General features: G+C 65.0%; 26 protein-coding genes. 14 read left to right on the top strand and 12 right to left on the bottom strand.

All coding sequences use genetic code 11. From position 1 onward, the window contains the following. Positions 1 to 32 precede the first annotated feature (32 nt). From UB43_RS04020 to ydcS, 4 genes are all read right to left on the bottom strand, one after another. The gene (locus UB43_RS04020; protein WP_045208614.1) at positions 33 to 854 is read right to left on the bottom strand and encodes an ABC transporter permease; all 822 of its coding nucleotides are present in this window, start codon (positions 852 to 854) and stop codon (positions 33 to 35) included. Further along, positions 844 to 1,695, bottom strand: a complete 852-nt coding sequence (locus tag UB43_RS04015) for an ABC transporter permease (protein ID WP_218187689.1) — start codon at positions 1,693 to 1,695, stop codon at positions 844 to 846. The genes UB43_RS04020 and UB43_RS04015 overlap by 11 nt, the downstream gene beginning before the upstream one ends. Before the next feature lie 47 nt (positions 1,696 to 1,742). After that, a complete protein-coding gene (locus UB43_RS04010) occupies positions 1,743 to 2,762 on the bottom strand; it encodes an ABC transporter ATP-binding protein (protein WP_045208610.1) in 1,020 nt (339 codons plus the stop codon). Positions 2,763 to 3,053: 291 nt separating this feature from the next. Further along, positions 3,054 to 4,226 (bottom strand): putative ABC transporter substrate-binding protein YdcS, encoded by a 1,173-nt coding sequence (gene ydcS / locus UB43_RS04005; protein WP_045208608.1) that lies wholly within the window; start codon positions 4,224 to 4,226, stop codon positions 3,054 to 3,056. 327 nt (positions 4,227 to 4,553) lie between these two features. Here ydcS and UB43_RS04000 point away from each other — a divergent pair, with 327 nt between their 5' ends. The 4 genes from UB43_RS04000 (at position 4,554) to UB43_RS03985 (ending at position 8,539) form a co-directional block, all read left to right on the top strand. Next, positions 4,554 to 5,966, top strand: a complete 1,413-nt coding sequence (locus tag UB43_RS04000) for a circularly permuted type 2 ATP-grasp protein (protein WP_045208607.1) — start codon at positions 4,554 to 4,556, stop codon at positions 5,964 to 5,966. A gap of 2 nt (positions 5,967 to 5,968) precedes the next feature. Continuing rightward, complete coding sequence (locus UB43_RS03995) at positions 5,969 to 6,919, top strand: alpha-E domain-containing protein (protein ID WP_045208605.1); 951 nt, start codon at positions 5,969 to 5,971, stop codon at positions 6,917 to 6,919. Next, positions 6,916 to 7,725, top strand: coding sequence for a transglutaminase family protein (locus tag UB43_RS03990; RefSeq protein ID WP_045208603.1), 810 nt, complete (start codon positions 6,916 to 6,918; stop codon positions 7,723 to 7,725). Before UB43_RS03995 ends, UB43_RS03990 begins: the two co-directional genes overlap by 4 nt. Before the next feature lie 79 nt (positions 7,726 to 7,804). Continuing rightward, complete coding sequence (locus tag UB43_RS03985) at positions 7,805 to 8,539, top strand: proteasome-type protease (protein WP_045208600.1); 735 nt, start codon at positions 7,805 to 7,807, stop codon at positions 8,537 to 8,539. A 180-nt stretch (positions 8,540 to 8,719) separates the two neighbouring features. Here the strand turns inward: UB43_RS03985 and UB43_RS03980 are convergent, their stop codons facing one another. After that, positions 8,720 to 9,523 carry a cytochrome c gene (locus UB43_RS03980; protein WP_045208598.1) on the bottom strand — a complete coding sequence of 268 codons (804 nt, stop codon included), beginning with the start codon at positions 9,521 to 9,523 and terminating at the stop codon, positions 8,720 to 8,722. 144 nt (positions 9,524 to 9,667) lie between these two features. After that, on the bottom strand, positions 9,668 to 10,120 hold the full coding sequence (locus tag UB43_RS29495) for a hypothetical protein (protein ID WP_156160333.1): 453 nt from the start codon (positions 10,118 to 10,120) through the stop codon (positions 9,668 to 9,670). Positions 10,121 to 10,195: 75 nt separating this feature from the next. Between UB43_RS29495 and UB43_RS03975 the strand changes: the two genes are divergently transcribed. The 4 genes from UB43_RS03975 (at position 10,196) to UB43_RS03960 (ending at position 15,391) form a co-directional block, all read left to right on the top strand. Continuing rightward, positions 10,196 to 11,401 carry an acetyl-CoA C-acetyltransferase gene (locus tag UB43_RS03975; RefSeq protein ID WP_045208597.1) on the top strand — a complete coding sequence of 402 codons (1,206 nt, stop codon included), beginning with the start codon at positions 10,196 to 10,198 and terminating at the stop codon, positions 11,399 to 11,401. Between the two features lie 161 nt (positions 11,402 to 11,562). After that, entirely contained in the window at positions 11,563 to 13,707 is a 2,145-nt protein-coding gene (locus UB43_RS03970; RefSeq protein WP_045208596.1) for a 3-hydroxyacyl-CoA dehydrogenase NAD-binding domain-containing protein, read from the top strand. A gap of 187 nt (positions 13,708 to 13,894) precedes the next feature. Further along, positions 13,895 to 14,449 carry a cysteine hydrolase family protein gene (locus UB43_RS03965; protein ID WP_045208595.1) on the top strand — a complete coding sequence of 185 codons (555 nt, stop codon included), beginning with the start codon at positions 13,895 to 13,897 and terminating at the stop codon, positions 14,447 to 14,449. Between the two features lie 204 nt (positions 14,450 to 14,653). Next, positions 14,654 to 15,391 carry an amidotransferase gene (locus UB43_RS03960; protein WP_045208593.1) on the top strand — a complete coding sequence of 246 codons (738 nt, stop codon included), beginning with the start codon at positions 14,654 to 14,656 and terminating at the stop codon, positions 15,389 to 15,391. A gap of 181 nt (positions 15,392 to 15,572) precedes the next feature. On the opposite strand, the gene UB43_RS03955 is transcribed toward UB43_RS03960, so the two are convergent. From UB43_RS03955 to UB43_RS03940, 4 genes are all read right to left on the bottom strand, one after another. Continuing rightward, positions 15,573 to 16,544 carry a magnesium and cobalt transport protein CorA gene (locus tag UB43_RS03955; protein WP_045208936.1) on the bottom strand — a complete coding sequence of 324 codons (972 nt, stop codon included), beginning with the start codon at positions 16,542 to 16,544 and terminating at the stop codon, positions 15,573 to 15,575. Positions 16,545 to 16,643: 99 nt separating this feature from the next. Beyond that, on the bottom strand, positions 16,644 to 16,865 hold the full coding sequence (locus tag UB43_RS03950; RefSeq protein WP_045208592.1) for a hypothetical protein: 222 nt from the start codon (positions 16,863 to 16,865) through the stop codon (positions 16,644 to 16,646). A gap of 306 nt (positions 16,866 to 17,171) precedes the next feature. Then, positions 17,172 to 17,363 carry a hypothetical protein gene (locus UB43_RS03945; protein WP_045208934.1) on the bottom strand — a complete coding sequence of 64 codons (192 nt, stop codon included), beginning with the start codon at positions 17,361 to 17,363 and terminating at the stop codon, positions 17,172 to 17,174. A 160-nt stretch (positions 17,364 to 17,523) separates the two neighbouring features. Beyond that, a complete protein-coding gene (locus tag UB43_RS03940) occupies positions 17,524 to 18,213 on the bottom strand; it encodes a crotonase/enoyl-CoA hydratase family protein (protein ID WP_045208591.1) in 690 nt (229 codons plus the stop codon). Between the two features lie 237 nt (positions 18,214 to 18,450). On the opposite strand from UB43_RS03940, the gene UB43_RS03935 reads away from it, so the two are divergent. Both UB43_RS03935 and UB43_RS03930 read left to right on the top strand, forming a co-directional pair. After that, positions 18,451 to 19,725, top strand: a complete 1,275-nt coding sequence (locus tag UB43_RS03935; protein ID WP_045208588.1) for a hypothetical protein — start codon at positions 18,451 to 18,453, stop codon at positions 19,723 to 19,725. 23 nt (positions 19,726 to 19,748) lie between these two features. Continuing rightward, a complete protein-coding gene (locus UB43_RS03930) occupies positions 19,749 to 20,033 on the top strand; it encodes a GNAT family N-acetyltransferase (protein ID WP_024765462.1) in 285 nt (94 codons plus the stop codon). A 235-nt stretch (positions 20,034 to 20,268) separates the two neighbouring features. Here the strand turns inward: UB43_RS03930 and UB43_RS03925 are convergent, their stop codons facing one another. Together UB43_RS03925 and UB43_RS03920 are read right to left on the bottom strand one after the other, a co-directional pair. Then, positions 20,269 to 21,345 carry a 3-deoxy-7-phosphoheptulonate synthase gene (locus tag UB43_RS03925; protein ID WP_045208585.1) on the bottom strand — a complete coding sequence of 359 codons (1,077 nt, stop codon included), beginning with the start codon at positions 21,343 to 21,345 and terminating at the stop codon, positions 20,269 to 20,271. 180 nt (positions 21,346 to 21,525) lie between these two features. After that, positions 21,526 to 21,945 (bottom strand): PilZ domain-containing protein, encoded by a 420-nt coding sequence (locus tag UB43_RS03920; protein WP_045208584.1) that lies wholly within the window; start codon positions 21,943 to 21,945, stop codon positions 21,526 to 21,528. On the opposite strand from UB43_RS03920, the gene UB43_RS03915 reads away from it, so the two are divergent. The 4 genes from UB43_RS03915 (at position 21,944) to UB43_RS03900 (ending at position 24,788) form a co-directional block, all read left to right on the top strand. After that, positions 21,944 to 22,330 carry a thioredoxin gene (locus tag UB43_RS03915; protein WP_045208583.1) on the top strand — a complete coding sequence of 129 codons (387 nt, stop codon included), beginning with the start codon at positions 21,944 to 21,946 and terminating at the stop codon, positions 22,328 to 22,330. The genes UB43_RS03920 and UB43_RS03915 overlap by 2 nt on opposite strands. Next, entirely contained in the window at positions 22,330 to 23,277 is a 948-nt protein-coding gene (locus UB43_RS03910; RefSeq protein ID WP_045208582.1) for a putative 2-dehydropantoate 2-reductase, read from the top strand. The genes UB43_RS03915 and UB43_RS03910 overlap by 1 nt, the downstream gene beginning before the upstream one ends. A gap of 17 nt (positions 23,278 to 23,294) precedes the next feature. Continuing rightward, positions 23,295 to 24,206 carry a 5'-nucleotidase gene (locus tag UB43_RS03905; RefSeq protein ID WP_045208581.1) on the top strand — a complete coding sequence of 304 codons (912 nt, stop codon included), beginning with the start codon at positions 23,295 to 23,297 and terminating at the stop codon, positions 24,204 to 24,206. Positions 24,207 to 24,302: 96 nt separating this feature from the next. Then, positions 24,303 to 24,788, top strand: a complete 486-nt coding sequence (locus tag UB43_RS03900) for a universal stress protein (protein ID WP_045208580.1) — start codon at positions 24,303 to 24,305, stop codon at positions 24,786 to 24,788. Positions 24,789 to 24,881: the final 93 nt, after the last annotated feature.

The raw sequence follows: 24,881 nt of genomic DNA, 5'->3' as shown, positions 1-24,881 counted from the left end.
CTGGGGAGAGGGCGTTTCGCAAAACGCCAGAGTCATTTCCCGCTCCCCGCCACATCGCTGGTCCCGCGCGTCAGGTAGTACGCGCCGAGGATCGGCAGCATGGTGGCGAGCATCACCAGCATGGCGACGACGTTGGTGATGGGCACGTCGCGCGGGCGGGTCAGCTGGTTGAGCAGCCACAGCGGCAGGGTGCGCTCGTGGCCGGCGGTGAAGGTGGTGACGATGATCTCGTCGAACGACAGGGCGAAGGCCAGCATGCCGCCGGCCAGCAGCGCCGTGGCGATGTTCGGCAGGATGATGTAGCGGAAGGTCTGCCAGCCGTCGGCGCCCAGGTCCATGCTCGCCTCGATCAGGCTGAAGGAGGTACGGCGGAAGCGCGCGATCACGTTGTTGTAGACGATCACCACACAGAAGGTCGCGTGGCCGATGACGATGGTCAGGAAGCCCGGCTCGATCCCCAGCGTCTTGAACGCCGAGAGCAGGGCGATACCGGTGATGATGCCGGGCAGGGCGATGGGCAGGATCAGCATCAGCGAGATGCTTTCCTTGCCGAAGAAGTCGCGGCGGTACAGCGCGCCGGCCGCCAGGGTGCCAAGGACCATGGCGATCAGTGTGGCCACGCAGGCGATCTTCACCGAGAGCCAGATGGCGTCGAGCACGTCGCCGCGCTGGAACGCGATGCTGAACCACTTCAGGGTGAAGCCCTGCAGCGGAAAGCTGTAGGCCGACTCCTCGGTGTTGAAGGCGTAGAGCAGGATCACCAGGATCGGGAAATGCAGGAACACCAGCCCGCCCCAGGCCGCCAGTCGCAGGAACCAGGACGGCCGATCGGTGGAATGTGCATCAGAGCGCATCGAAGGCCCCCAGCCGCTTGGCGATGGAGAGATACACGGCGATCAGCACGATGGGCACCAGGGTGAAGGCTGCCGCCAGCGGCATGTTGCCCACCGCGCCCTGCTGCACGTAGACCATGGTGCCGATGAACAGACCGCTGGGGCCCACCAGCTGCGGGATGATGAAGTCACCCAGGGTCAGGCTGAAGGTGAAGATCGAGCCCGCCACCACGCCGGGGAAGGCCAGCGGCAGGATCACCTGGAAGAAGGTCTGCCGCGGGTGCGCGCCGAGGTCCGCCGAGGCTTGCAGCAGTGACGGCGGCAGGCGCTCCAGGGCGGCTTGGATCGGCAGGATCATGAACGGCAGCCAGATGTAGGTGAACACCCAGAAGCGCCCGATGTGCGAGGTGGACAGGGTATTGCCGCCCACGCCGGGAACCTCCAGCAGCAGGTCCAGCAGGCCGAGCAGGTGCAGGTGCTCGATCACCCAGTAGAGGATGCCGCCCTTGGCCAGGATCACCGTCCAGGCGTAGGCCTTGACGATGTAGCTGGCCCACATCGGCAGCATCACGGCGATATAGAAGAAGGCTTTTTCCTTGGGCCCGGCATAGCGTGCCATGTAATAGGCGATGGGGAAGGCGAGGACGGCGCTGGCCACCGACACGGCAATCGCCATGCTGAAGGTGCGCAGGACGATGTCGTAGTTGGCCGGGTTGAACAGCGCCTGGTAGTTGGCCAGGGTCAGGTCCGGCGTCACCGCCATGGTGAAGTCGTCGAAGGTGTAGAAGCTCTGCCAGAGCAGGGCGAACAGCGAGCCGATGTAGATGACACCGAACCACAGCAGCGGCGGGATCAGCAGCATCAGCAGGTAGAGCGTGCTGCGCCGGTAGAGGAAGCTGGAAATCGCCCTCACGGCGCCGGCTCCTCGAGCAGCGGCACCAGCGCGCTGCGTGCCCAGCAGGCGGTCACGGCGTCACCCGGTTTCGGCCGTTGCTCCTCGCGCTCGCCGTTGGGCAGGGCGGCGACCAGGCGCACGCCGTTCTCCAGCTCGATCTCGTAGCGGCTGCTGGCGCCCATGTATTGCACATCGAACAAGGTGCCGCTGACTTCCAGCTCCCCTTCGCCGGCACGCCCGAAGCGCACGTGCTCGGGGCGCAGCGAGTAGGGGCGCGACTCGCCCAGCAGGCGTTGGCCGAGGTCGCCGCGCAGCACGTTGGCGGTGCCGACGAACTCGGCGACGAAGCGCGTGGCGGGGCGGCGGTAGAGATTGCCGGGGGTGTCGACCTGTTCGATGCGGCCCTTGTTGAACACCGCCACGCGGTCGGACATGGACAGCGCTTCGCTCTGGTCATGGGTGACGAAGATGAAGGTGATGCCGAGCTGGCGCTGCAGTTTCTTCAACTCCACCTGCATCTGCTCGCGCAGCTTCAGGTCCAGCGCGCCGAGGGGTTCGTCCAGCAGCAGCACCCGCGGGCGATTCACCAGCGCGCGGGCCAGGGCGACGCGCTGGCGCTGGCCGCCGGAGAGCTGCGCCGGCTTGCGCTTGCCGTAGCCGGCCAGGGCGACCATGCCCAGGGCTTCCTCGGCACGGTGGTAGCGCTCGGCCTTGGCCACGCCCTTCACCTTCAGGCCGTAGGCGACGTTGTCCAGCACGCTCATGTGCGGGAACAGCGCGTAGTCCTGGAATACCGTGTTCACGTCGCGCTCGTAGGGCGGCAGGCCTGCCGCTTCCGCGCCATGGATGCGGATGGAGCCGGAGGTGGGCTGCTCGAAGCCGGCGATCAGCCGCAGGCAGGTGGTCTTGCCCGAGCCGGAAGGGCCGAGCATGGAGAAGAACTCGCCGTCTCGGATTTCGATGGATACCGAATCGACGGCGCGTACCTCGCCGTAGTGACGGCTCACGTCGGTGAACTGGACGGCTGTGGTCATGCTGCGGGCTACCTGAGTGGCGGGGGCTGCATCAGAAAAGGTAGCGCATGGGGGCGGGGGTGCTGGATCAGCCTGATGCGATGGCGTGGCTGACACCTTGTTCCCTCTCCCTAACCCTCTCCCTGAAGGGAGAGGGGACTGTTCGGCGAGCGCGGCCAACTCATCGCTCACTGGGACGCCGAAGTATCCGGCTGACTCTGTTTTCAGCTCCCGCTCGGATGGCTCCCTCTCCCTTCGGAGCGGGGCGCGCAGCCAGGGCTGGGGAGAGGGGCTTTCAGCGACGAAACAACGTCACCTCCCACCCATGATCGCAATGTAGTCCTGCGTCCAGCGGCTGTACGGTACGCACTGCCCCTGGGCGCACTTGGCTTGCGGGGTCTTCCAGAAGGCGATGCGGTCGAACTGGTCGTAGCCGTTGGTGGCGCAACCCTGGGCGCCCAGCAGCTGGCTGCCGGTGCAACCATCGGGGGAGGCGGGCACCGAGCCGAACCAGGCGGCGACGTCGCCCTGCACCTTGGGTTCCAGCGACCAGTTCAGCCACTTGTAGGCGCACACCGGGTGCTTGGCATCGACGTGCATCATGGTGGTGTCGGCCCAGCCGGTGACGCCTTCGCTGGGGATGGTCGAGGCGATCGGCTGTTTCTCGCCCAGCAGCGCGTTCACCTGGTAGGGCCAGGAGCCGGAAGCGGCCACGCCCTCGTTCTTGAAGTCGCTCATCTGCACCGTCGCGTCATGCCAGTAGCGGTGGATCAGCTTCTGCTGGCCGCGCAGCAGCTTGAGGGCGGCGGCGTACTGTTCCTCGTTGAGTTCGTACGGGTCCTGGATGCCGAGCGCGGGCTGGGTGGTCTTCAGGTAGAGCGCCGCATCGGCGATGTAGATCGGCCCGTCGTAGGCCTGCACGCGGCCCTTGTTGCTCTTGCCGTCGGGCAGTTTCTGCTCGCTGAACACCACGCTCCAGCTTTCCGGCGCCTTGGGGAAGACCTTGGTGTTGTACATCAGCACGTTCGGCCCCCACTGGTAGGGCGTGCCGTAGTGCTTGCCGTCCACCGTGTGCCAGGGCGCGTCCTGCAGGCGCTCGTCGACGTTCTTCCAGTTGGGCACCAGGGCGATGTTGATCGGCTGCACGCGCTTGCCGTAGACCAGCCGCAGGGAGGCGTCGCCGGAGGCGGTGACCAGGTCGTAGCCGCCCTTGGCCATCAGGCTGACCATCTCGTCGGAGGTGGCGGCGGTCTTCACATTGACCTTGCAGCCGGTGTCCTTCTCGAACTGGCTGACCCAGTCGTAGTTCTTGTCGCTCTCGCCGCGCTCGATGTAGCCGGGCCAGGCAATGATATCCAGCGCCCCTTCGGGGTTGCCGAGTTGTTTGAGTGCCTCGGCGGCCTGCAACGAGCCGCTGGCGAGCAGGCCGGCGCCGGCGAAGGCCAGCGCCGCGACTTTCAAGGAAAGCAATTGCACTGATGACATGGACGGACTCCTGTTGTTCTTCGTGTGGGAGCCACTGCGGAACCAGCGCGCAGAAAAATGGCACCTCCGTTGACCGCTGCGAGTCCATGGGGAATGGCCACGCTCTTGCAGCGTAGTTCTGGCCCCGGAGGCTGACAAGCGAGCCCTGGCGCGGCCCGTGGGCCCAAAGAGGGCGCGGCGTGCGCGGTCTGCAGCGCTTTCGCACCATGGCAGTGCGAGCTGCGCAAACAGCCGTTGCAAGTCTTTGAATGGACAGGAAATCGACCTCTGGCACGGGCCTTGCGACATCGCCTGCAGCCGAGGAAGAGCGGCAACAAGGAGTGGAAGATGGCTCGGGTGTTCTATGACGAAATGCATGACGCCGCTGGCGCCTGCCGACCGCACTACACGGAGTTCGCCCGCTGGCTGGCGGACATGCCCGGCGAACAGCTGCAGCAGCGCCGCCGCGAGGCCGACCTGCTGTTCTATCGCGCGGGCATCACCTTCACCCTCTATGGCGACGACCAGGGCACCGAGCGCCTGATCCCCTTCGACACCATCCCGCGCAGCATCCCGGCCAGCGAGTGGAAGACCATCGAGGCTGGCTGCATCCAGCGGGTGCAGGCGCTCAACCTGTTCCTCGCCGATCTCTATCATGACCAGCGCATCCTCAAGGAAGGCCTGATCCCGCCGGAGCAGGTCCTGGCCAACGACCAGTACCAATTGGCCATGCAGGGCCTGGACGTGCCCGGCAACGTCTACGCGCACATCGCCGGCATCGACCTGGTGCGCGACGGCAACGGCGCCTACTACGTCCTCGAGGACAACCTGCGCACGCCCAGCGGCGTCTCCTACATGCTGGAGAACCGCAAGATGATGATGCGCCTGTTCCCCGAGCTGTTCGGCGCCCAGCGCATCGCCCCCATCGACCACTACCCGAACCTGCTGCTCGACACCCTGCGCCAGGCCAGCGAAGTGGAGCAGCCCTGCGTGGTGGTGCTGACGCCAGGCCGCTTCAACAGTGCCTACTTCGAGCACGCCTTCCTCGCTCGCGAGATGGGCGTGGAGCTGGTGGAAGGCGCGGACTTGTTCGTCCGCGACGAGCGCGTCTACATGCGCACCACTTCGGGACCGATGCCGGTGGACGTGATCTACCGGCGGGTCGACGACGACTTCCTCGACCCGCTGGCCTTCAATCCTGACTCCATGCTCGGCGTGCCCGGCCTGCTGGCCGCTTATCGCGCGGGCAACGTGGTGCTGGCCAACGCCATCGGAACGGGTGTTGCCGATGACAAGTCGGTCTATCCCTACGTGCCGGAGATGATCCGCTTCTACCTCGACCAGGAGCCGATATTGCACAACGTGCCGACCTGGCAGTGCCGCCGGCCGCAGGACCTGTCCCACGTGCTGGCGCACCTGCCCGAGCTGGTGGTGAAGGAGGCCCAGGGCTCCGGCGGCTACGGCATGCTGGTCGGCCCGGCGGCTACCACGGCGGAAATCGAAGCCTTCCGCGCGCGGCTGATGGCTCGCCCGGAAGCCTACATCGCGCAGCCGACGCTGAGCCTGTCGACCTGCCCGACCTTCGTCGAGAACGGCATCGCCCCGCGCCACATCGACCTGCGGCCCTTCGTGCTCTCCGCGCCGGACAACGTGCGCCTGGTGCCCGGCGGGCTGACCCGCGTGGCGCTGCGCGAAGGCTCGCTGGTCGTCAACTCGTCACAAGGTGGCGGTACCAAGGACACCTGGGTAGTGGGGGACTGAACATGCTGAGTAGAACCGCTTCCGACCTGTACTGGATGTCGCGCTACCTGGAGCGCGCCGAGAACCTCGCGCGCATGCTCGACGTGTCCTACTCGCTGTCGCTGATGCCCCAGGACGGCCGTGGCGATGGCCTGGAAGAGCTGGCCATGCCGCTGCTGATCACCGGCAACCTCGACGCCTATCTCGCTCGCCACGGCGAGCTGCACGCCGAGCGCCTGCTGAACTTCTTCGCCCTCGATGCGCAGAACCCGGCGAGCATCTATTCCTGCTTCGGCGCCGCCCGCGCCGGGGCGCATGCGGTGCGCGGGCGCATCACCACCGACATGTGGGAGAACATCAACGCCACCTGGCTGGAGATGCGCGACATTGCCCACCAGGGCCTGCTGCGCTACGGCATCAGCCACTTCTGCGAGTGGGTTAAGGACCGTTCGCACCTGTTCCGCGGCGCCACCTTCGGCACCAGCATGCGCAACGATGCCTTCCACTTCATTCGCCTGGGCACCTACATCGAGCGCGCCGACAACACCCTGCGCCTGCTCGATGCCCGCCACCAGGTGCTGGGCGAGCACAGCGCCGGCCCGGCCGAAGGCACGGCGCGCGGCTACTACCAGTGGACCGCGCTGCTGCGCGCGCTGTCGGCGTTCGAGGGGTACACCGAGCTGTACCGCGACGCCCTCAACGCACGGAACATCGCCGAACTCCTGCTGTTGCGCGAGGACGTCCCGCGCTCGCTGCTGGCCTGCGCCGAAGAGCTGCGCCAGATCCTCGCCAGCCTGCCCGGCATCAACGGCCGCCCGGCCCAGCGCCTGGCCGCCGAACTGGAGGCACGGGTGCGCTATACCGGCATCGACGAAGTGCTGGGCAGCGGCCTGCATCCCTGGATCACCGACCACATCGGGCTGGTGCGCCAGCTCGCCAACGCCATTCACAGCTCGTACCTGGAGGCCGCATGAAACTCTCCATCCGCCATGACACCACCTACCGCTACGAAGACCAGGTGCGCGCGAGCATCCAGTACCTGCGTCTGACCCCGCAGGAAAGCGAGCGCCAGCATGTGCTCGACTGGCAGTTGCACCTGCCGCGCCCGGCGCATCCGCAGCGCGATGCCTACGGCAACATCCTCCACGTGCTGACCCTGGACGAGCCCCACGAGGCCATCGTCATCGCCGCCCACGGCCACGTGGAGATCGACGTGGAAAACGAGCGTGAGCACGATCACCTGTCGCCGCTGCCGTTCCTGCGCAGCACCCGCCTGACCCAGGCCGACGGCGCGCTGCAGGAGTTCGCCCGCGCCCAGTGTGCCGAGCGCCGCGACCGCAAGGCGATGATCCGCCTGATGCAGGCGCTGAACGAGCGCATCGCCTATGTTCCCGGTTCGACCCAGGTGGACAGCACCGCCGCCGAAGCCTTTGCGGCCGGGCAGGGCGTCTGCCAGGACCACGCCCACGCCTTTCTCGCCTGCCTGCGCTACCTGAGCGTGCCGGCGCGCTACGTTTCCGGTTACCTCTACACCGACAGCGAGGAGCACCTCGCCAGCCACGCCTGGGCCGAGGCCTGGCTGGACGACGCCTGGTACAGCTTCGACGTGACCAACGTGCTGGACCGCCCCGAACGTCACCTGAAGCTGGCGGTGGGCCTGGACTACCTCGACGCCTGCCCGGTGCGCGGCATGCGTCGCGGCGGCGGCGGCGAGCAGATGCATGCCCGCGTTACCGTGGCGCCGGGACACCTGCAGCAGGCCCAGCAGATGCAGCAATGAGCAGGCGTGGCGAAAGGCCGGGCACCGGCTTAAGATCGGTGCCAGCTTTCCCGCTCCCTGAACCTGCCATGAGAACGTCATGACCTACTGCGTCGCCATGAACCTCGCCCAGGGCCTGGTCTTCGTATCCGATTCGCGCACCAACGCCGGCGTCGACAACATCGCCGTGTTCCGCAAGCTGCATATCTTCGGCACGCCGGGAGAGCGCCTGATCGTGGTGCAAAGCGCCGGCAACCTGGCCACCTCGCAGTCGGTGATCAGCACGCTGCGCCAGCGCATGGGCGGCGATGGACCGAACCTCGGCACAGTGGAAAATCTCTTCGAGGCCGCGCGCCTCGTGGGCTCGACGCTGCGCGAAGTGGTCGATCACGACGAGAACATCGGCCAGAACCAGGGCGTCGACCTGGGCAGCTCGTTCCTCGTTGGCGGGCAGATCGGCACCGAGGTACCACGCCTGTTCAATGTCTACCCGCAGGGCAACTTCATCGAGTCCTGCCGCGACACGCCTTACTTCCAGATCGGCGAAAGCAAGTACGGCAAGCCGATCATCGACCGCGCCATGAGCTACGCCACGCCGCTGGAACAGGCACTGCGCTGCGCCCTGATCAGCTTCGACTCGACCATCCGCAGCAACCTCTCGGTGGGCATGCCGCTGGACCTGCTGGTGTACCGCGAAGGCAGCCTGGAGGTACCGGCGGGGTACCGCATCCAGGAAGGCGATGCGTATTTCGAGGGAATTCGCGGGCAGTGGGGCGCGGGGTTGCGGCAGTTGCTCGGCGAGCTGCCGGCGCCGCCGGGGGATTACTGGCACTGACGTTTCGCTGCGGGGCGGGTTCGCGAGCAAGCTCGCTCCTACAGGGGCAAGCCTGCGCGAGGAACCCGCTCTTGGTAGGAGCGAGCTTGCTCGAGAACCGTCGCCCCGCCTGGCTTCCGGGAGAGTGCGGTAGGGCGGATTACGCTGGCGCGTTATGCGCCCTACGAAGAGCCCCGGCTTCTAGCCGCCAACCTTCACCTTCCGCCCCGCCATGTGCTTCAGGTAGGCGACGATCTCATCCAGCTCCCTGTCGCTGATCACATCCGCCGCAAACCCCTTCATCCGCGCCTCCGGCCAGTGCCGCAGGCTCTGCGGATCGCGGATGTACTGCTTGAGATAGCCGGCGGCAAAGTATTCGGTGGGGTTGTGCGGGATATTCAGGTCCGGGCCGAACTGCGAGTCACCGGCACCGTTCAGGCGGTGGCAGGCCAGGCAGTTTTTCTGGAACTGGGCAAAGCCTTTCTGCACCGATTCCGGCGCATTCTTCGCTGGCAGCAGCGCCGGGAAGCGCTCGGCCAACGGTTTGAGATAACGGATGCTGGCGACCTGGAACGGCCATTGCTCCGGGCCGATGCCAGCCGCTTTCGGATCGGTCCACACCAGGTAGAACGGCCCGGCGGACGGCTTGCCCTCGGCCAACGGTGGCCAGGGTTTGCCGGCCTCCTCGATGGCCAGCCAGGCGCGGGAACCTTTTTCCGCCAGCAGCGGCGCAGCCGGCAGTTCGGCGGCGAAGCCGTCCAGCGCCACGGCCTGCAGGTGGTCGCCCGGCTTCACGCCCTGCAGCAACGTCGCCAGCGGCACCGCGCGGTAATGCATGGTGCGGTTGTAGGAGACGTCGGCAGCAATCTCGATGTCCTGCGCGTTGGGGGTGGCCAGCAGCTGTTCCGTGCTGAGGTCGTGCTTGCCGTCGGGCAATTCCAGGGTGAGCGTGGCGGCGAACGTGGTGGGGCAGAGCAGGAGCAGCGTCAGCAGCAGTGGGCGCATGGTCGCATCCGTGGCGGGAGAGGGCCGCGGAACATTAGCAGAGGTGTGGGCGCAGCAGGAGGTAGGTGGCTCCCGCGCTGCGTTGACCGTGGCTCGCGGATGGCGGCACGCGGTACGCAGCGGCGGGGTTGCCGGGTGTTGGCCCTAGCCGACCAGACGACTCAGATTGGGGATGATCAGTACAACGGTGGTTGCGAAGACGATCAGGCTTGCCTGACGCCACTTTCTCGATTGTTTGTCCATGATGTCCTTCCGCCTTTCTTGTTCTTGGCACGGCTCACTCACGGCCTGTTGATAGTGACGCGCATGCCTTGGCTTCTGGTTTCTCGAGCCGAGCCGGCAAAACCCGGCAACGGCACTCTTCGCATCATCTGCCTGTTTGAGTCTAAGCCTAGTGCCGCGCGGGCTTAGACCATCTTGCAGCAAGTGGTGCAGCTTCAGGCATATTCCCTCTATATGACTGGGACGTGACAACGCCGTTCCGCTTTTCGACCGCTCGTCCGTTCCCGCCGACACGCCCTTTCCAGAGCCTCCGGCCTGATCGCCTCCGGTCGGTCGCTGAGCGTGGCGGTCAATTTCGCTGAGCGCTGCGGTCATTGCTCCCTACCGATACGCCGCTAAGGTAGGCCGACACGCCACGCCTGCGTGACGACAACTCTAAGAGAGAACGCCATGACCGAAGCATTCATTTACGACGCGGTGCGTACTCCCCGCGGCAAGGGCAAGAAGGACGGCGCGCTGCACAGCGTCAAGCCGGTCAACCTGATGGCCGGCGTGCTGCGCGCGCTGCAGCAGCGCAACCAGCTCGACACCGCGCAGGTCGACGACATCGTCCTGGGCTGCGTGACCCCGGTGGGCGACCAGGGCTCGGACATCGCCAAGACCGCCGCGCTGGTGGCCGACTGGGACGAGCAGGTCGCCGGCGTGCAGATCAACCGCTTCTGCGCCTCGGGCCTGGAAGCGGTCAACCTGGGCGCCATGAAAGTGCGCTCGGGCTTCGAGGACCTGGTGGTGGTCGGCGGCGTGGAATCCATGTCCCGCGTGCCGATGGGCTCCGACGGCGGCGCCTGGGCGCTGGACCCGGAAACCAACCTGCACACCAGTTTCGTCCCCCAGGGCATCGGCGCCGACCTGATCGCCACCCTGGAAGGCTTCAGCCGTGCCGACGTCGACGCCTTTGCCCTGCGCTCCCAGCAGAAGGCCGCCAAGGCCCGCGCCGAAGGGCTGTTCGCCAAGTCGCTGGTGCCGGTGACCGACCAGAACGGCATCGTCCTGCTCGACCACGACGAATTCATCCGCGCCGACTCCACCCTCGAAGGGCTCGGCGCGCTCAAGCCCAGCTTCGAGATGATGGGGCAGATGGGCTTCGACGCCAGCGCGCTGCGCAAGTACAGCTTCGTCGAGCGCATCGAGCACGTGCACACGCCGGGCAACAGCTCCGGCATCGTCGACGGCGCCACCGCCATGCTCATCGGTTCCGAAGCCAAGGGCCGCGAACTGGGCCTGAAGGCCCGCGGGCGCATCGTCGCCGCCGCGGTGACCAGCACCGACCCGACCATCATGCTCACCGGCCCCGCGCCGGCGACCCGCAAGGCGCTGGCCAAGGCCGGGCTGAAGGCCGAGGACATCGACCTCTACGAGGTCAACGAAGCCTTCGCCTCGGTGGTGATGAAGTTCATGAAGGACATGGGCGTGCCGGAGAGCAAGGTCAACGTCAACGGCGGCTCCATCGCCATGGGCCACCCGCTGGGCGCCACCGGCTGCATGATCCTCGGCACCCTGCTGGATGAACTGGAGCGGCGCAACCTGCGCTACGGCCTGGCCACCCTCTGCGTGGGCGGCGGCATGGGTATCGCGACGATTATCGAACGAGTTTAAGGATCGATCATGGGCTACTGCGCTCGGCCATGCCGCGTTGGAAATTCTCCGGGAATGCTCATTGGCTATAGCCAACTCCGCTTCCCGAAGAGTTTCCGCCTTGCCTGACCTTCGCTCGTGACGCCCCTGAAGCAATCCTCCAGAACGGGAAGAAAACAAAAATGACCGACGCCATCCGCTTTGAAAAAGGCCAGGACAACATCGTCGTCCTGACCATGGACATGCCCGGCCAGAGCGCCAACACCATGAATGGTGTGTACCGCGAGGCCATGGCCGCCACTGTCGCGCGCCTGGAAGCCGAGAAGGACTCGATCGCCGGCGTGGTGATCACCTCCGCGAAGAAGACCTTCTTCGCCGGCGGTGACCTGAATGAACTGATCAAGGTGACCAAGGCGGACGCCCAGGCCTTCTACGAAGGCATCCTGGTGCTCAAGGGCCAACTGCGCCGCCTGGAGACCCTCGGCAAGCCGGTAGTCGCCGCCATCAACGGCGCGGCCCTGGGCGGCGGCTGGGAAATCTGCCTGGCCTGCCACCACCGCATCGCCCTGGACGAAAGCCACGTCCAGCTCGGCCTGCCGGAAGTCACCCTGGGCCTGCTGCCCGGCGGCGGCGGGGTAGTGCGCATGGTGCGCCTGCTCGGCCTGGAGAAAGCCCTGCCGTACCTGGCCGAAGGCAAGAAGGTGCGACCGGACCAGGCGCTCAAGGCCGGCCTGATCCACCAACTGGCCTCCAGCCGTGACGAGATGCTGGTCAAGGCCCGCGAATGGATCGCCGCCAACCCGGCCGCCAAGCAGCCGTGGGACAGCGCCGGCTACAAGATCCCCGGCGGTACGCCGTCCAGCCCGGCCGTGGCACAGATGCTGGCCATCGCCCCGTCCGTGCTGCGCGACAAGACCAAGGGCTGCTTCCCGGCGCCGGAGAAGATCATGTGCGCCGCCGTCGAAGGTGCGCAGGTGGACTTCGACACCGCCCAGCTGATCGAGGCGCGCTACTTCACCGAGCTGACCACCGGCCAGGTGGCGAAGAACATGATCGGCACCTTCTGGTTCCAGCTCAACGAGATCAACGCCGGCAAGTCCCGCCCGCAGGGCATCCCGCCGCAGCAGACGAAGAAGGTCGGTGTGGTCGGCGCCGGCATGATGGGCGCGGGTATCGCCTACGTTTCGGCCGCCGCCGGCATCGAGGTGGTGCTCAAGGACGTGTCCATCGAAGCGGCGGAAAAGGGCAAGGCCTATTCCGCCGGCCTGCTGGACAAGAAAGTGGGCAAGGGCCAGATGAGCGCCGACAAGCGCGATGCCTTCCTCGCTCGGATCAAACCAACCGCCAGTGACGCCGATTTCGAAGGCTGCGACCTGATCATCGAAGCCGTGTTCGAGGACCGTGGCCTGAAGGCCAAGGTCAGCGCCGCCGCCGAATCCGCCGCATTGTCGGATGCCGTGATCGCCTCCAACACCTCGACCCTGCCGATCACCGGCCTGGCCGAAGCCGTGGTGCAGCCGCAGAAGTTCATCGGCCTGCACTTCTTCAGCCCGGTGGACAAGATGCCGCTGGTGGAAATCATCCGAGGCGAGAAGACCGACGACGTCACCCTGGCTCGCGCCTTCGACTACGTCCTGCAGATCAAGAAGACCCCGATCGTCGTGCATGACAGCCGTGGCTTCTTCACCTCCCGCGTGTTCGGTACCTTCACCAACGAAGGCCTGGCCATGCTCGGCGAGGGCGTGTCGGCGGCGATGATCGAGAACCAGGCGCGCCAGGCCGGCATGCCGGTCGGGCCGCTGGCGATCAGCGACGAAGTGTCGATGAGCCTGATGACCCACATCCGCGAGCAGACCCGCAAGGACCTGGAAGCCGAAGGCAAGCAGTTGCCCAAACACCCGGCGTTTGCCGTGGTCGACCTGATGGTCAACGAGTACAAGCGCCCCGGCAAAGCCGCCGGTGCCGGTTTCTACGACTATCCCGCCAATGGCAGGAAGCACCTGTGGCCGGAGCTGAAGCAGCGCTTCGAGAAGGCCGATGCGCAGATATCCGCCGAGGACGTGCGTGATCGCATCCTCTTCGTGCAGGCCATCGAGACGGTGCGCTGCGTGGAGGAGGGCGTGCTGACCTCCACCGCCGACGCCAACATCGGCTCGATCTTCGGTATCGGCTTCGCGGCCTGGAGCGGCGGGGCGCTGCAGTTCATCAACCAGTACGGCCTGAAGGACTTCGTCGCCCGCGCCCAGTACCTGGCCGAGCAGTATGGCGAGCGCTTCCTGCCGCCGGCGCTGTTGCTGGAGAAGGCCGCGCGCAACGAGCAGTTCTGAGCGTACGTGTAGGAGCGAGGGGGACGCCTAGTTCTTGCTCGCGAAGCACTCCCGCTGCCGGGTCGTTCGCGAGCAAGAACTAGGCGTCCCCCTCGCTCCTACAGAAAGCAACCGGCCCGCGTGGCCGGTTTTTTCTTGCCTGTTCAGGCCGTAGGATGGCGTCTTCCGACTCGCAAGGAGCGCCTCGATGATCCCTCACGCCCTGTTGATCATCGACCAGCAGAAAGGCATGCGTGACAGCCTGGAGCCGCGCAACAACCCGCAGGCAGAGCAACGCATTGGTGAGCTACTGGCAGCCTGGCGCCAGGCCGGCTGGCCGCTGGTGCATATCCGCCACATGTCGCGCACGCCGGGTTCACCGTTCTGGCCCGGACAGCCGGGCGCCGAGTTCCAGGAGGCGCTGGCGCCGCTGGAGCACGAGCACGTGGTGGAGAAGAATGTCCCCGACGCTTTCATCAACAGCGGGCTGGAACGCTGGTTGCGTGTGCGGGGCATCGGGGCGCTGGTGATCTGCGGCGTCAGCACCAACAACTCGGTGGAGGCCACGGCGCGCACGGCAGGCAACCTGGGCTTCGATACGCAGGTCGTCGCGGACGCCTGTTTCGCCTTCGACAAGCGAGATTTCAATGGTGTGCAACGCAGCGCGGAGGAGGTCCACGCCATGTCCCTGGCCAATCTGCAAGGCGAATACGCGCAGGTAGTGGGCGCGAACTCGATTCTGCGCGAGCTGTCATTGGGCTGAATCCTTGCCAACCGGCCGTCACCCTTGTGCGCCGGTGCAATTGAAGGAAGTCGGTTTTTCCGGTATTTCCCCTGAAATTCCTACACAAGAATCGGCCTCGGCATCTTGTGTGGTGAAAAAATAGGGCGTAATTTTCACGCGCGTTTCATCAGTGTCAGGAAAACCATTCTTATCAGCCGCCAACCCCCCAGGAATCACCCCTGCATGTCGTTGCACATCTGCATTCTGGAAACCGACATCCTCCGCCCCGAACTCATCGATCAGTACAAGGGCTATGGCTGGATGTTCCAGCAACTGTTCGCCAAGCAACCCGTTCCGGCCGAGTTCACGGTCTACAACGTGGTGGAAGGGCATTACCCGCCCGAAGATGAGAAGTTCGACGCGTACCTGGTGACCGGCAGCAAGGCGGACTCCTTCGGCACTGATCCCTGGATCCAGACCCTCAAGGATTACGTGCTCAAGCTCTACGAGCGCGGCGACAAGCTGCTGGGCGTGTGCTTCGGCCACCAGTTGCTGGCGCTGGTGCTGGGCGGCAAGACCGAGCGCGCGAGCCAGGGCTGGGGCGTGGGTATCCACGATTACCGCATCGAGGAGCAGCCGGAGTGGATGAGCCCGGCGCCGGGCGATGGCCTGACCCTGCTGGTCAGCCACCAGGACCAGGTCACCGAGCTGCCCCATGGAGCTCGCCGTATCGCTTCCAGCGACTTCTGCCCGAATGCCGCCTACGCCATCGGCGACCAGGTGCTGTGCTTCCAGGGCCACCCGGAGTTCCAGAGCGATTACTCCCAGGCGATCCTCGAACTGCGCAAGCACATCTTCAGCGAGCCGGTGTTCCAGTCCGGCATCGACAGCCTCTCGCGCCCGCACCAGGGCACGGCCGTTGGCGAATGGATGATGCGCTTCGTCCAGCAAGGTCGTGACGCGAAGAAAAGCGCCGCCTGATTGCTGTTTTGTTGAATGAAAGCGCCGCTCCCTGGAGCGGCGTTTTCATTTGTGGCCGTGGGGCGGCGGTCTTTGATGAAGATTGTGCGAATTGGACCCGATCGCGGACGGAGTCCGCTCCCACCCCGCCGGCGAATGTGGGAGCGGACTCTGTCCGCGATTGCCTCCCGGCTGGCACAGATCACAACCAATCCGCCTGCTTGAAACTGATGTACAGCCCGACGCAGCCCAGCGCCAGCAACCCCATGATCAGGAAGTAGCCGTAGTGCCAGTGCAGCTCCGGGATGTATTCGAAGTTCATTCCATAGATGCCGGCCACGGCGGTGGGGAAGGCGAGGATGGCCGCCCAGGCGGCGAACTTGCGCTGCACCACGCTCTGCCGTGAGGACTCCAGTGCCAGCCCGACCTCGATGGTCTGGCTGGCCACGTCACGCAGGGTGGTGAGGTCTTCCAGCAGGCGATTCACGTGGATCGCCACGTCGCGGAAGTAGGGCCGCATCTGCTTGTCGATGAAGGGGAAGTCCAGGCGCTGGAGCTCCTGGCAGATTTCCACCATGGGCGCGGCGTAGTGCTTGAGCTTGAGCACCTCGCGGCGCAGGCCGTAGATCTTCTCGATCTGCTCCTGGGTCAGCGACTTGCGCAGTACCTGCTGCTCCACTTCCTCGATTTCCTCGCGGATTGCCTCGACCACCGGCTCGTAGTTGCTCATCACGAAGTCCAGCAGGGCGTAGAGCACGAAGTCGGTGCCATGGGCCAGCAGCAACGGTCGCGCCTCGCAACGCTGTCGGACCTGGGCGTAGGACTGGGAGAAGCCGTGACGCGCACTGATGATGTAGCCGATGCCGGCAAAGAGGTGGGTTTCGACGAACATGAGCCGACTATCGGCGCGGATCGGCGAGTAGATAACGATGAACAGCGCATCGCCGAAGGTTTCCAGCTTCGGCCGGCTGTGCTTTTCCAGGGCATCGGACACGGCCAGTTCGTGGAGGTTGAACTGCCGTTGCAGGTTGAACATCTCTTCCGGCGTTGGCTCCTGCAGGCCGGTCCAGACGAAGTGGTCGGGCTGACATGCCCAGCGGTAGCCGTCCTCGAGCGCGATGTCGGAGACCTTGCGGCCCTTGCTGTAGACGGCGGAAGCGATGACTCGGCCCATGCTGAAGCCCACCCTGCTGTGGATCTGGTGTGGAGTCGGGAGTCGTTCTGCAGGGATTGAGTGTTGGCCAGCCTGGCGCGACGCGCCAGCGAAGCGGAATCAGGAGTGGGGCGTGAGGGCGTCCTGGAGGCCTTGCAGCGCGACGGGCACTGCCTGGTTGAAACGCTCGAAGAGCCCGCTGCGGTCGATGTTGTCCACCGGGGCGCGGCGCGCGCCGTCGAAGCCGGCGCTGAGGGCGGTGACCACCAGGATCACGATGGTGTAGAGCCCCAGGGCGGCGAGGGCGCCGTTGCGGGCGTAGCGGTGGGTTTGGCGATTCATGCTGGCGACTCGGGCTCGGGGAAGTGATGGCCCAGTGTCGCCCTGGTCATTTCGATTGAATAACGATGCCGGTTGGTTCCCGGTATCAGGCAAATTGATAGATAGCGGCGCGGCGACCAGGCGCAAGGGGGTGGATGTCGGGGCGCTGTCGGTGGATTCCTGAACTCTGGCGGGCTTCATGGTTATCTGACCCTTGCCGAGGTTGCGTCATCGTCCCTGAAAGGCCCGGCATCACGCCGGGCTTTTCGCTTCGGGCTCGACTGCATGACGTCACCTGCTGCAGGCGGCTGGCGGGATGTGAAGGTTTCAGCCCTGCTTGGAAGCGGCTTCGACATTCACCTGGCTGGCGGACTGCTCGGACTGCTGTTGCTGGATGGCGGCCTGGGTCATATGAACCATGCGGTCCTGCATCAGCGGGGACTCTTCGGCGAAGCTGGCCTGGGCGGCAAGGACGGTAGCGGCGGCCAGTACGCTGGCGGCGATGATATTGAGTTTCATGATGAACACCTCTGGGGTTGGTTTGTTTCGGGTTCATCTATAGGTTAATGCGTAATAATTTTTGAAAAATAGCAAACAGGATTAATCAGTGTTGCTATTTAGGTAATAGTGGTGGCATGAAAAAGCCCGGCACCAGTCCGGGCTTTTTGTCATCGGGCGATCAGGCCAGGTGGTTCCGGTCCAGCTCGATGGACTTGTCGAGGGTTTCCAGCAACTGCTTGCGCACTTTCAGCTTGGTGTTGCGGTGGGCGGTCATGTTCAGCTTCTTCAGGTGCTGGGCGGCTTCCAGGGCGGCGGCCTGGAGTTGTTCGGCCGGTACCACCTTGTCGAGGAAACCGGCGTCCACGGCGTCGCGCGGGTTGAACATCTCGGCATTCACCACCGAGCGGGTGAAGGCGGAGCGGCGCAGGCGGTCACGGGCCAGTTCGATGCCGACGTGGTGCATGGTCATGCCGATGGCCACTTCGTTGAGGCCGATCTGGAACGGGCCGTCGACGCCGATGCGGTAGTCCGCCGAGAGCAGGATGAAGGCGCCCTTGGCCACTGCGTGGCCGGTGCAGGCAACGATGACCGGGAACGGGTGGGACAGCATGCGGCGGGCCAGGGTGGAGCCGGCGGCCACCAGGTTCACGGCGTTCTCCGGGCCGGAGGTCATCACCTTGAGGTCGTAGCCGCCGGAGAGAATGCCCGGCTGGCCGGTGACGATGACGATGGCGCGGTCCTTCTCCGCCTGGTCCAGGGCCTGGTTGAAGGCTTCGATGACCGCCGGGGAGATGGCGTTCACCTTGCCGTTGTTCAGGGTCAGGGTGGCGATGCCGTCTTCGAATTGGTAGCTGATCAGCTCACTCATGGCAGAGGGTCCTGGGTTGCAGTCCTTGGGTTGGAAGTGGCCAGAACATACTGACGCAGGCCTGGTGCGTAAAGCGTTTTGACTGACTGGTGAGTCAGCCGCATGCCACTAAATTCGGGCGATTTCTGTGCGCTGTGCACGAAAATTCCGACGGCGTTCGTGGAGAGGTCTCAGGCGTACTGTTAAGCTGCCAGTATCCCTGCGTCCCGCTCTCGCACAATCCAGGATGTGCCTGCCATGTCGAAGATTCTCAAGTGGTCCCTATTCGCCGTCGTGGCGATCGCCCTCATCATCAAGGCGTCGCTCTGGCTTTCGGTGCGCAGCGTGGTGAACGACGCCATCGCCCGCGTCTCGCCGTTCATGGAAATTACCTATGGCGGCATCTCCTCGTCCTTCGACGGCCGTGTCGGTCTGCAGAACGTGGTCATCAGGGTGCCTGCGGCCGGTGACAGCCTGAAGGTCTCCCACGCCCAGTTGAAGTTCAATGGGCTGCGCGAGCTGCTGAGCTTCAAGGAGCGTCTGGACGAGGGCAAGTTGCCCGAGCAGATGGCAGTGGACCTGAAGGGTGTCGAGCTGCAGATCCACGGTCCGTTCATGCAATCGCTGTACGCCCAGCCGGCAGAGAAGAGCGCCTTCACTGCCATGAGCGAAGTGGCCTGCGGCAACGTCCGCAACATCGGCGTCGATGAGTTGCTGCAGATGGGGTACCGCACCCTCGAGTCGGATATCGAGTTTTCCTATCGCCTGCAGCCGGGGGCGCAGACCCTGACCTTCGACCTGCGCAGCGATACCCGCGACATGCTGGACATGCACACCAGCATGACGCTGATGAACGTCTCCGAGCGCCCGGGCGACATGCGCGTGAATCCGCCGCGGGTATCCCAGGTCGTCTTCGAGATGAACGACAACCAGTACCAGCGCCGGGTCAGCGAATTCTGCCGTGGCAAGCTGGGCGTGGACCAGAAGGCGTACACCGCGCTGTCGCTGGATAAATTCGACAAGGCCCTGCGCCAGCAGCGCGTCGCGCTCGACAAGCCGGTACTCGAGGCCTATGGCCGTTACCTGGAAGATCCACGCTCGCTGCGCATCGAACTGATGCCCAGCGAGGGCATGGCCTGGGGTGGCCTGCAATTTTTCGAACCCAAGGATGTGATCCAGATGCTGCATCCGGTCGTCTTAGTGAACCAGCAGTCAGTCACACCGCTGGGGTTCGCGTGGGTCGATCCGCTGAAGAAAAAACTCACGCCGGAAAGCCAGTATCAAATGGTTTCGGCCCCGGAAACGGTTGAGTCGCAGGCCAAAACGCAGCAATATGAGTTCGTTAGCGTTGAAAGCCTTGCCCAGTACACCGGCAAGCGCCTGCAGTTCATCACGTTTGATGGTGCCTATTATCAGGGTGTGCTGCACAAGGTGGAGAACGGCCGAGTCTATATCACTGTCCTGATCGGGACGGGCTCGGCGGAAATGTTCCTCCGCCTGAACAAGATCAATCAGGTGCGGGTCATGTTGTAAGGGCCCAGCGAAGGAGAGAGCAAGTGAGTGAGTCGTTGTCCATCCAGCATGATGAAACCAGCCACCAGTTCGTAACGACTGTTGATGGTCATCGCGCCTATCTGGCCTACATGGATCTGGGCAAGCAGACGCTCGACATCTATCGCACTTTCGTTCCTGACAGCCTGCGCGGCCGCGGCATCGCCGCCGCCCTCACCGAACATGCGCTGCAGTTCGCCGAGCGCAAGGGCTACAGCGTCATCCCGTCGTGCTCCTACGTCGAGCGCTACCTGGAACGCCGCCAGCGTCACACCGATACCGCGCTCTGATCTTCAGGGTATGGAAACAGGAAGCCCGGCGAATGCCGGGCTTTTTTGTGCCCGCTGGAATTCCACTTCTGGCCGCGTCGGCAGTTCTGTAGGAGCGAGCCTGCTCGCAAACGGTGTTTCTGCCCAGCGTCAAGCGATTCGCGAGCAAGCTCGCTCCTACAAAAAGCACCGGTGCGGAATTTGCCAAAGAAAAAGCCGGGCATTTGCCCGGCTTCTTTCCTATCCGCTCGAAGCGTCAGCCGCGCTGGCGCTTGGGCAGGACGTCCTTGAGCTTGGCGTGCATGCTGCGCACGGCCTTCTCGGTGGTGTCCCAATCGATGCAGGCATCGGTGATCGACACGCCGTACTGCAGCTGGCACAGGTCCTTCGGGATCGGCTGAGCGCCCCAGCCCAGGTGGCTTTCCACCATCAGGCCGACGATGGAGTTGTTGCCTTCGGCGATCTGGTTGGCAACGTTGTCCATCACCAGCGGCTGCAGGGCCGGGTCCTTGTTGGAGTTGGCGTGGCTGCAGTCGACCATCACGTTGAGCGGAATCTTCGCCTTGGTCAGTTCCTGTTCGCACAGGGCGACGCTGACCGAGTCATAGTTCGGCTTGCCGTTGCCGCCGCGCAGCACCACGTGGCCGTAGGCGTTGCCCTTGGTGGTGACGATGGAAACGCCGCCTTCCTGGTTGATGCCCAGGAAACGGTGCGGGCTGGAAACCGACTGCAGGGCGTTGATCGCCACGGTCAGGCTGCCGTCGGTGCCGTTCTTGAAGCCGACCGCCGAGGACAGGCCGGAGGCCATTTCGCGGTGGGTCTGGGATTCGGTGGTGCGCGCGCCGATGGCCGACCAGCTGATCAGGTCCTGCAGGTACTGCGGGGAGATCGGGTCGAGAGCCTCGGTGGCGGTGGGCAGGCCCATCTCGGCGAGGTCGCGCAGCAGCTGGCGGCCGATGTGCAAGCCGTCCTGGATCTTGAAGGAGTCGTCCAGGTACGGGTCGTTGATCAGGCCTTTCCAGCCGACAGTGGTGCGCGGCTTCTCGAAGTACACGCGCATGACCAGGAACAGGGTGTCGGAGACTTCCGCGGCCAGCACCTTCAGACGTTCGGCGTACTCGTGGGCGGCCTTGATGTCGTGGATCGAGCAGGGGCCGATCACCACGAACAGGCGGTGGTCCTTGCCGTCGAGGATGTCGCGCACGACCTGGCGGCCGTTGGCGACGGTGCGCAGGGCGGCGTCGGTCAGGGGGATTTCGCGCTTGAGCTGCTCCGGCGTGATCAGTGTCTCGTTGGAGGCAACGTTAAGGTCGTCGATCTGTAAATCAGCCATCGTGGTACTCAATCAGGTCACGGGTGCCGGCCGCCAGAAATCCCCGTGCGATGGGGCGCAGGCAGAGGTGTCGCTAAGGGGAACCCGAACCTTAACCGTTCAGGCGTAGCCTCGACAATGGCTCGATGCAGGAAAATGCCCGCGACACGGGCATTTGCGCGACTTTCTGCGGGGCTCCGATCAGACCGCGCAAAACATCGGGAAGTCGGCGGCGTTCTGCGCGATCCATTCCAGCGCCAGGGGCTCGAACGGCAGGCGGGTGCCGCAGGCCTGTTCCTGCTGGCGGCGGTACTGCTCGATCTGGCAGACCTGCTCGACCATGCGCGCCCGGAACAGGGTGTCTTCGTCGATGAAGGCGATACCCACGCGGTAGTCGCTGGCCTGCTTGCGGCTCCAGGCGATGACGCCGGGGTAGCAGGCGGAGTCGCCCAGCAGGGGAATGCGCAGCTCGATGGAGGTGCCGCGGCGAAAGCCCCGTGGCGAATTGCACGCGACACCGCCGAGGCTGATATTGTGCAACCGCTGGCGCGGCAGGAACGTCTGTTTGCGGATGACCAGCTCGACCGGAAAATCGCAAGGGTGACGCAGGAACTGACGCATGACGGAACGCTCCGACTGCAATCTTTATAGTGGTGGCACCTTGAGTATAGTGCCGGCCCTGGAGCTGACCGACCTGGATGCCGACCGCCGGCTGCTGGAGCTGCCGGGCGTATCGTTGCTGATATTCACTGGTGCTGGCTGCTCCACCTGCCGCTGGGCGCGGCAGGTGCTGCCGGAGTTCGGCCTGTCCATCGACCGCTTGTGCTGGATCGATGCCGGGCACAGCGGCGGCCTGGTCGAGCGCTATGAGGTCTTCCATCTGCCGTCCCTGTTCCTGGTGCGCGACGGTCATTTCCTGGGCCCGGTCCACGCACCGCTGCGCCCCGAACCCCTGATCCAAGCCCTGCGCGCTGCCCTGGCGCGCCCTGCTGAGGAATTGCCTTGATGAATCTGCGAATAGGAGTCATCGGAACCGGCGCCATTGGCGGCTTTTACGGCCTGATGCTGGCCCGCGCCGGCCATGACGTTCATTTCCTGCTGCGCAGCGAGTATCCCGCCGTCGCGCAGAACGGCCTGCGCCTAAACAGCCAGGTGCACGGTGCGCTGAGCCTGTCGCCGGTGAATGCCTACGACGACGTGACGAAGATGCCGCCCTGCGACTGGCTGCTGGTGGGCGCCAAGACCACCAGCAACGCCGACCTCGCGCCGCTGATCATTCAGGCTGCCGCGCAGGGAGCGAAGGTCCTGCTGCTACAGAACGGTCTCGCCGTGGAAGATGAACTGCGCGCGCTGCTGCCCGAGCACATCCACCTGCTCGGCGGACTCTGCTTTATCTGCGTACACCGCGCCAAGCCGGGTGTCATCGAACACCAGGCCTTCGGCGGGGTGAACATCGGCTATCACTCGGGCTCTGCGCAGGAGGCCGAAGCGCGCCAGGCGATCCTGGAGGAGGGCGCCGCGCTGTTCCGCAGCGCCGGCCTGGACTCCAACGCCATGCCGAACCTGGAGCAGGCGCGCTGGCAGAAGCTGGTCTGGAACATCCCCTACAACGGCCTTTCCGTGCTGCTCGACAGCGGCACGCGCGCGATCATGGACAATCCCGACAGCCGCGCCCTGGTGGCCGAGCTGATGGAGGAAGTCATCGCCGGCGCTGCCGCCTGCGGGCACTCGCTGCCCCCGGGCATAGTCGGCGCGATGCTCAGCTCCACCGACGCCATGCCGGACTACCTGCCCAGCATGTACCATGATTTTGCCCAGCGCCGGCCGCTGGAGCTGGGTGCGATCTACGCCGCGCCGCTGGAGGCTGCGCGCAAGGCGGGGCGAGAACTGCCGAAGATCGAGGCGCTGTACCGCGCGCTGCGCTTCATCGACACGCGCAACCAGGCTCGCTGACGGAAACCGGGGGAAGCATGGCAAAAGGGCTGGATGACAAGCTGGTGGTGGCGATCTCCTCGCGGGCGCTGTTCGACCTGCGGGAAAGCCATCAGGTCTATGAACGCGAGGGCGTCGAAGCCTATCGCCAGTACCAGATCGACCGCGAGGACGAAGTCCTGCCGCCGGGCGATGCCTTCGCCCTGGTGCAGAAGCTGCTCGCCCTCAACGGCGGGACTGACAGTGCGCCGGTGGAAGTCGTCCTGGTCTCGCGCAACAGCGCCGACACTGGCCTGCGCGTGTTCAATTCGATCCAGCACTATGGCCTGGGCATCTCCCGCGCGGCCTTCGTCGGCGGCCGCAGCCCTTACCCCTACCTCAAGGCGTTCAACTGCCACCTGTTCCTCTCCACCCACATAGAGGACGTGCGTAACGCACTGGACGCCGGCTTCGCCGCGGCAACCATCCTCTCCGGCGGCACCCGCCGGGAAGCCAATGGCGAACTGCGCTTCGCCTTCGACGGCGATGCGGTGCTGTTCTCCGACGACTCCGAGCGCGTCTACCAGCAGGGCGGCCTGGAAGCCTTCCAGACTCACGAGCGCGAGTCCGCGCGCGAGCCTCTGGGCGGTGGGCCGTTCAAGCCCTTCCTCAAGGCGCTGAACCGCGTGCAGCAGGCCTTCCCGCAGGAGTCCTGTCCGATCCGCACCGCGCTGGTCACCGCGCGCTCGGCTCCGGCCCACGAGCGGGTTATCCGTACCTTGCGCGAGTGGGATATCCGCCTGGACGAGTCGCTGTTCCTCGGCGGGCTGGACAAGGCTGCCTTCCTCGAAGCCTTCGCCGCCGATGTGTTCTTCGACGACCAGCCGATGCACTGCGAGAAGGCGCGCGAGGTGGTGGCGACAGGCCATGTTCCCCATGGTGTGAGCAACGAGAAGAAGGTCGCCGGATAGTCGCTCGGCCGCGACATCCGGCCTTCTCGGAGCGATTCGCGTTCTCCTGCTACGCTGCTGGATAGGCCCCGCCGCGCAGGCAGTCGAGGAGGCCGCATGATCCGAACGATTCTTTACGCCACCGATCTCGGTCTTTACGCCCCCTACGTCCTTCAGCACGCACTTTCGCTGGCCCGTGCCTACGGAGCCGAGGTGTATGTCGTGCACGCGGTGGAGCCGCTGGGGCTGTTCGCCGAATCCGTCCTGCAGACCTACCTGGACGAAGACACGCTGAACGAGATGCGCACCAATGGCCTGACCAACGTCATGGGCAGCATCGAGCAGCGGGTAATGGAAGGGTTCCGCGATGAACTGGGGGAAGCGCGCCAGGACGCCGAGCTGATCCGCTCGGTGCGAGTGGTGCAGGGGGATGCGCCGATGGTGATCCTCGACGAGGCCAAGCGCCTGGACGTCGACATCATCGTCGCTGGCAGCCACAGCCACGGGGAGGGGCTGAACACGCCGCTGGGGCGCACTGCCGCGCGCCTGGTGCAGCTGGCCGAGGTGCCGGTCTACCTGGTGCCGATGCTGCAGCACCGCTGAAGGCTTTGTGACGATACGTCGGACAAGCCCGGAATTTCCGTGGGGCTTTAGACGAATGGCATGCAGGGCGAAAAAAAACGTCTAGTTTTATTC

Origin of the sequence: Pseudomonas sp. 21 (assembly GCF_000955805.1) — a bacterium.
Lineage (GTDB): Bacteria > Pseudomonadota > Gammaproteobacteria > Pseudomonadales > Pseudomonadaceae > Pseudomonas.
Note: the sequence above shows the minus strand (reverse complement) of the source record. Positions and strands in the feature narration are given on the sequence as shown.

Bases quoted from the DNA above. Each gene is read 5' to 3' on its own strand.
- UB43_RS04020 (WP_045208614.1), bottom strand. From the start codon at position 854: ATGCGCTCTGATGCACATTCCACCGATCGGCCGTCCTGGTTCCTGCGA.
- UB43_RS04015 (WP_218187689.1), bottom strand. From the start codon at position 1,695: ATGCTGCTGATCCCGCCGCTGCTGTGGTTCGGTGTCATCTACATCGGC.
- UB43_RS04010 (WP_045208610.1), bottom strand. From the start codon at position 2,762: ATGACCACAGCCGTCCAGTTCACCGACGTGAGCCGTCACTACGGCGAG.
- ydcS (WP_045208608.1), bottom strand. From the start codon at position 4,226: ATGTCATCAGTGCAATTGCTTTCCTTGAAAGTCGCGGCGCTGGCCTTC.
- UB43_RS04000 (WP_045208607.1), top strand. From the start codon at position 4,554: ATGGCTCGGGTGTTCTATGACGAAATGCATGACGCCGCTGGCGCCTGC.
- UB43_RS03995 (WP_045208605.1), top strand. From the start codon at position 5,969: ATGCTGAGTAGAACCGCTTCCGACCTGTACTGGATGTCGCGCTACCTG.
- UB43_RS03990 (WP_045208603.1), top strand. From the start codon at position 6,916: ATGAAACTCTCCATCCGCCATGACACCACCTACCGCTACGAAGACCAG.
- UB43_RS03985 (WP_045208600.1), top strand. From the start codon at position 7,805: ATGACCTACTGCGTCGCCATGAACCTCGCCCAGGGCCTGGTCTTCGTA.
- UB43_RS03980 (WP_045208598.1), bottom strand. From the start codon at position 9,523: ATGCGCCCACTGCTGCTGACGCTGCTCCTGCTCTGCCCCACCACGTTC.
- UB43_RS29495 (WP_156160333.1), bottom strand. From the start codon at position 10,120: ATGACCGCAGCGCTCAGCGAAATTGACCGCCACGCTCAGCGACCGACC.
- UB43_RS03975 (WP_045208597.1), top strand. From the start codon at position 10,196: ATGACCGAAGCATTCATTTACGACGCGGTGCGTACTCCCCGCGGCAAG.
- UB43_RS03970 (WP_045208596.1), top strand. From the start codon at position 11,563: ATGACCGACGCCATCCGCTTTGAAAAAGGCCAGGACAACATCGTCGTC.
- UB43_RS03965 (WP_045208595.1), top strand. From the start codon at position 13,895: ATGATCCCTCACGCCCTGTTGATCATCGACCAGCAGAAAGGCATGCGT.
- UB43_RS03960 (WP_045208593.1), top strand. From the start codon at position 14,654: ATGTCGTTGCACATCTGCATTCTGGAAACCGACATCCTCCGCCCCGAA.
- UB43_RS03955 (WP_045208936.1), bottom strand. From the start codon at position 16,544: ATGGGCCGAGTCATCGCTTCCGCCGTCTACAGCAAGGGCCGCAAGGTC.
- UB43_RS03950 (WP_045208592.1), bottom strand. From the start codon at position 16,865: ATGAATCGCCAAACCCACCGCTACGCCCGCAACGGCGCCCTCGCCGCC.
- UB43_RS03945 (WP_045208934.1), bottom strand. From the start codon at position 17,363: ATGAAACTCAATATCATCGCCGCCAGCGTACTGGCCGCCGCTACCGTC.
- UB43_RS03940 (WP_045208591.1), bottom strand. From the start codon at position 18,213: ATGAGTGAGCTGATCAGCTACCAATTCGAAGACGGCATCGCCACCCTG.
- UB43_RS03935 (WP_045208588.1), top strand. From the start codon at position 18,451: ATGTCGAAGATTCTCAAGTGGTCCCTATTCGCCGTCGTGGCGATCGCC.
- UB43_RS03925 (WP_045208585.1), bottom strand. From the start codon at position 21,345: ATGGCTGATTTACAGATCGACGACCTTAACGTTGCCTCCAACGAGACA.
- UB43_RS03915 (WP_045208583.1), top strand. From the start codon at position 21,944: ATGACGGAACGCTCCGACTGCAATCTTTATAGTGGTGGCACCTTGAGT.
- UB43_RS03920 (WP_045208584.1), bottom strand. From the start codon at position 21,945: ATGCGTCAGTTCCTGCGTCACCCTTGCGATTTTCCGGTCGAGCTGGTC.
- UB43_RS03910 (WP_045208582.1), top strand. From the start codon at position 22,330: ATGAATCTGCGAATAGGAGTCATCGGAACCGGCGCCATTGGCGGCTTT.
- UB43_RS03905 (WP_045208581.1), top strand. From the start codon at position 23,295: ATGGCAAAAGGGCTGGATGACAAGCTGGTGGTGGCGATCTCCTCGCGG.
- UB43_RS03900 (WP_045208580.1), top strand. From the start codon at position 24,303: ATGATCCGAACGATTCTTTACGCCACCGATCTCGGTCTTTACGCCCCC.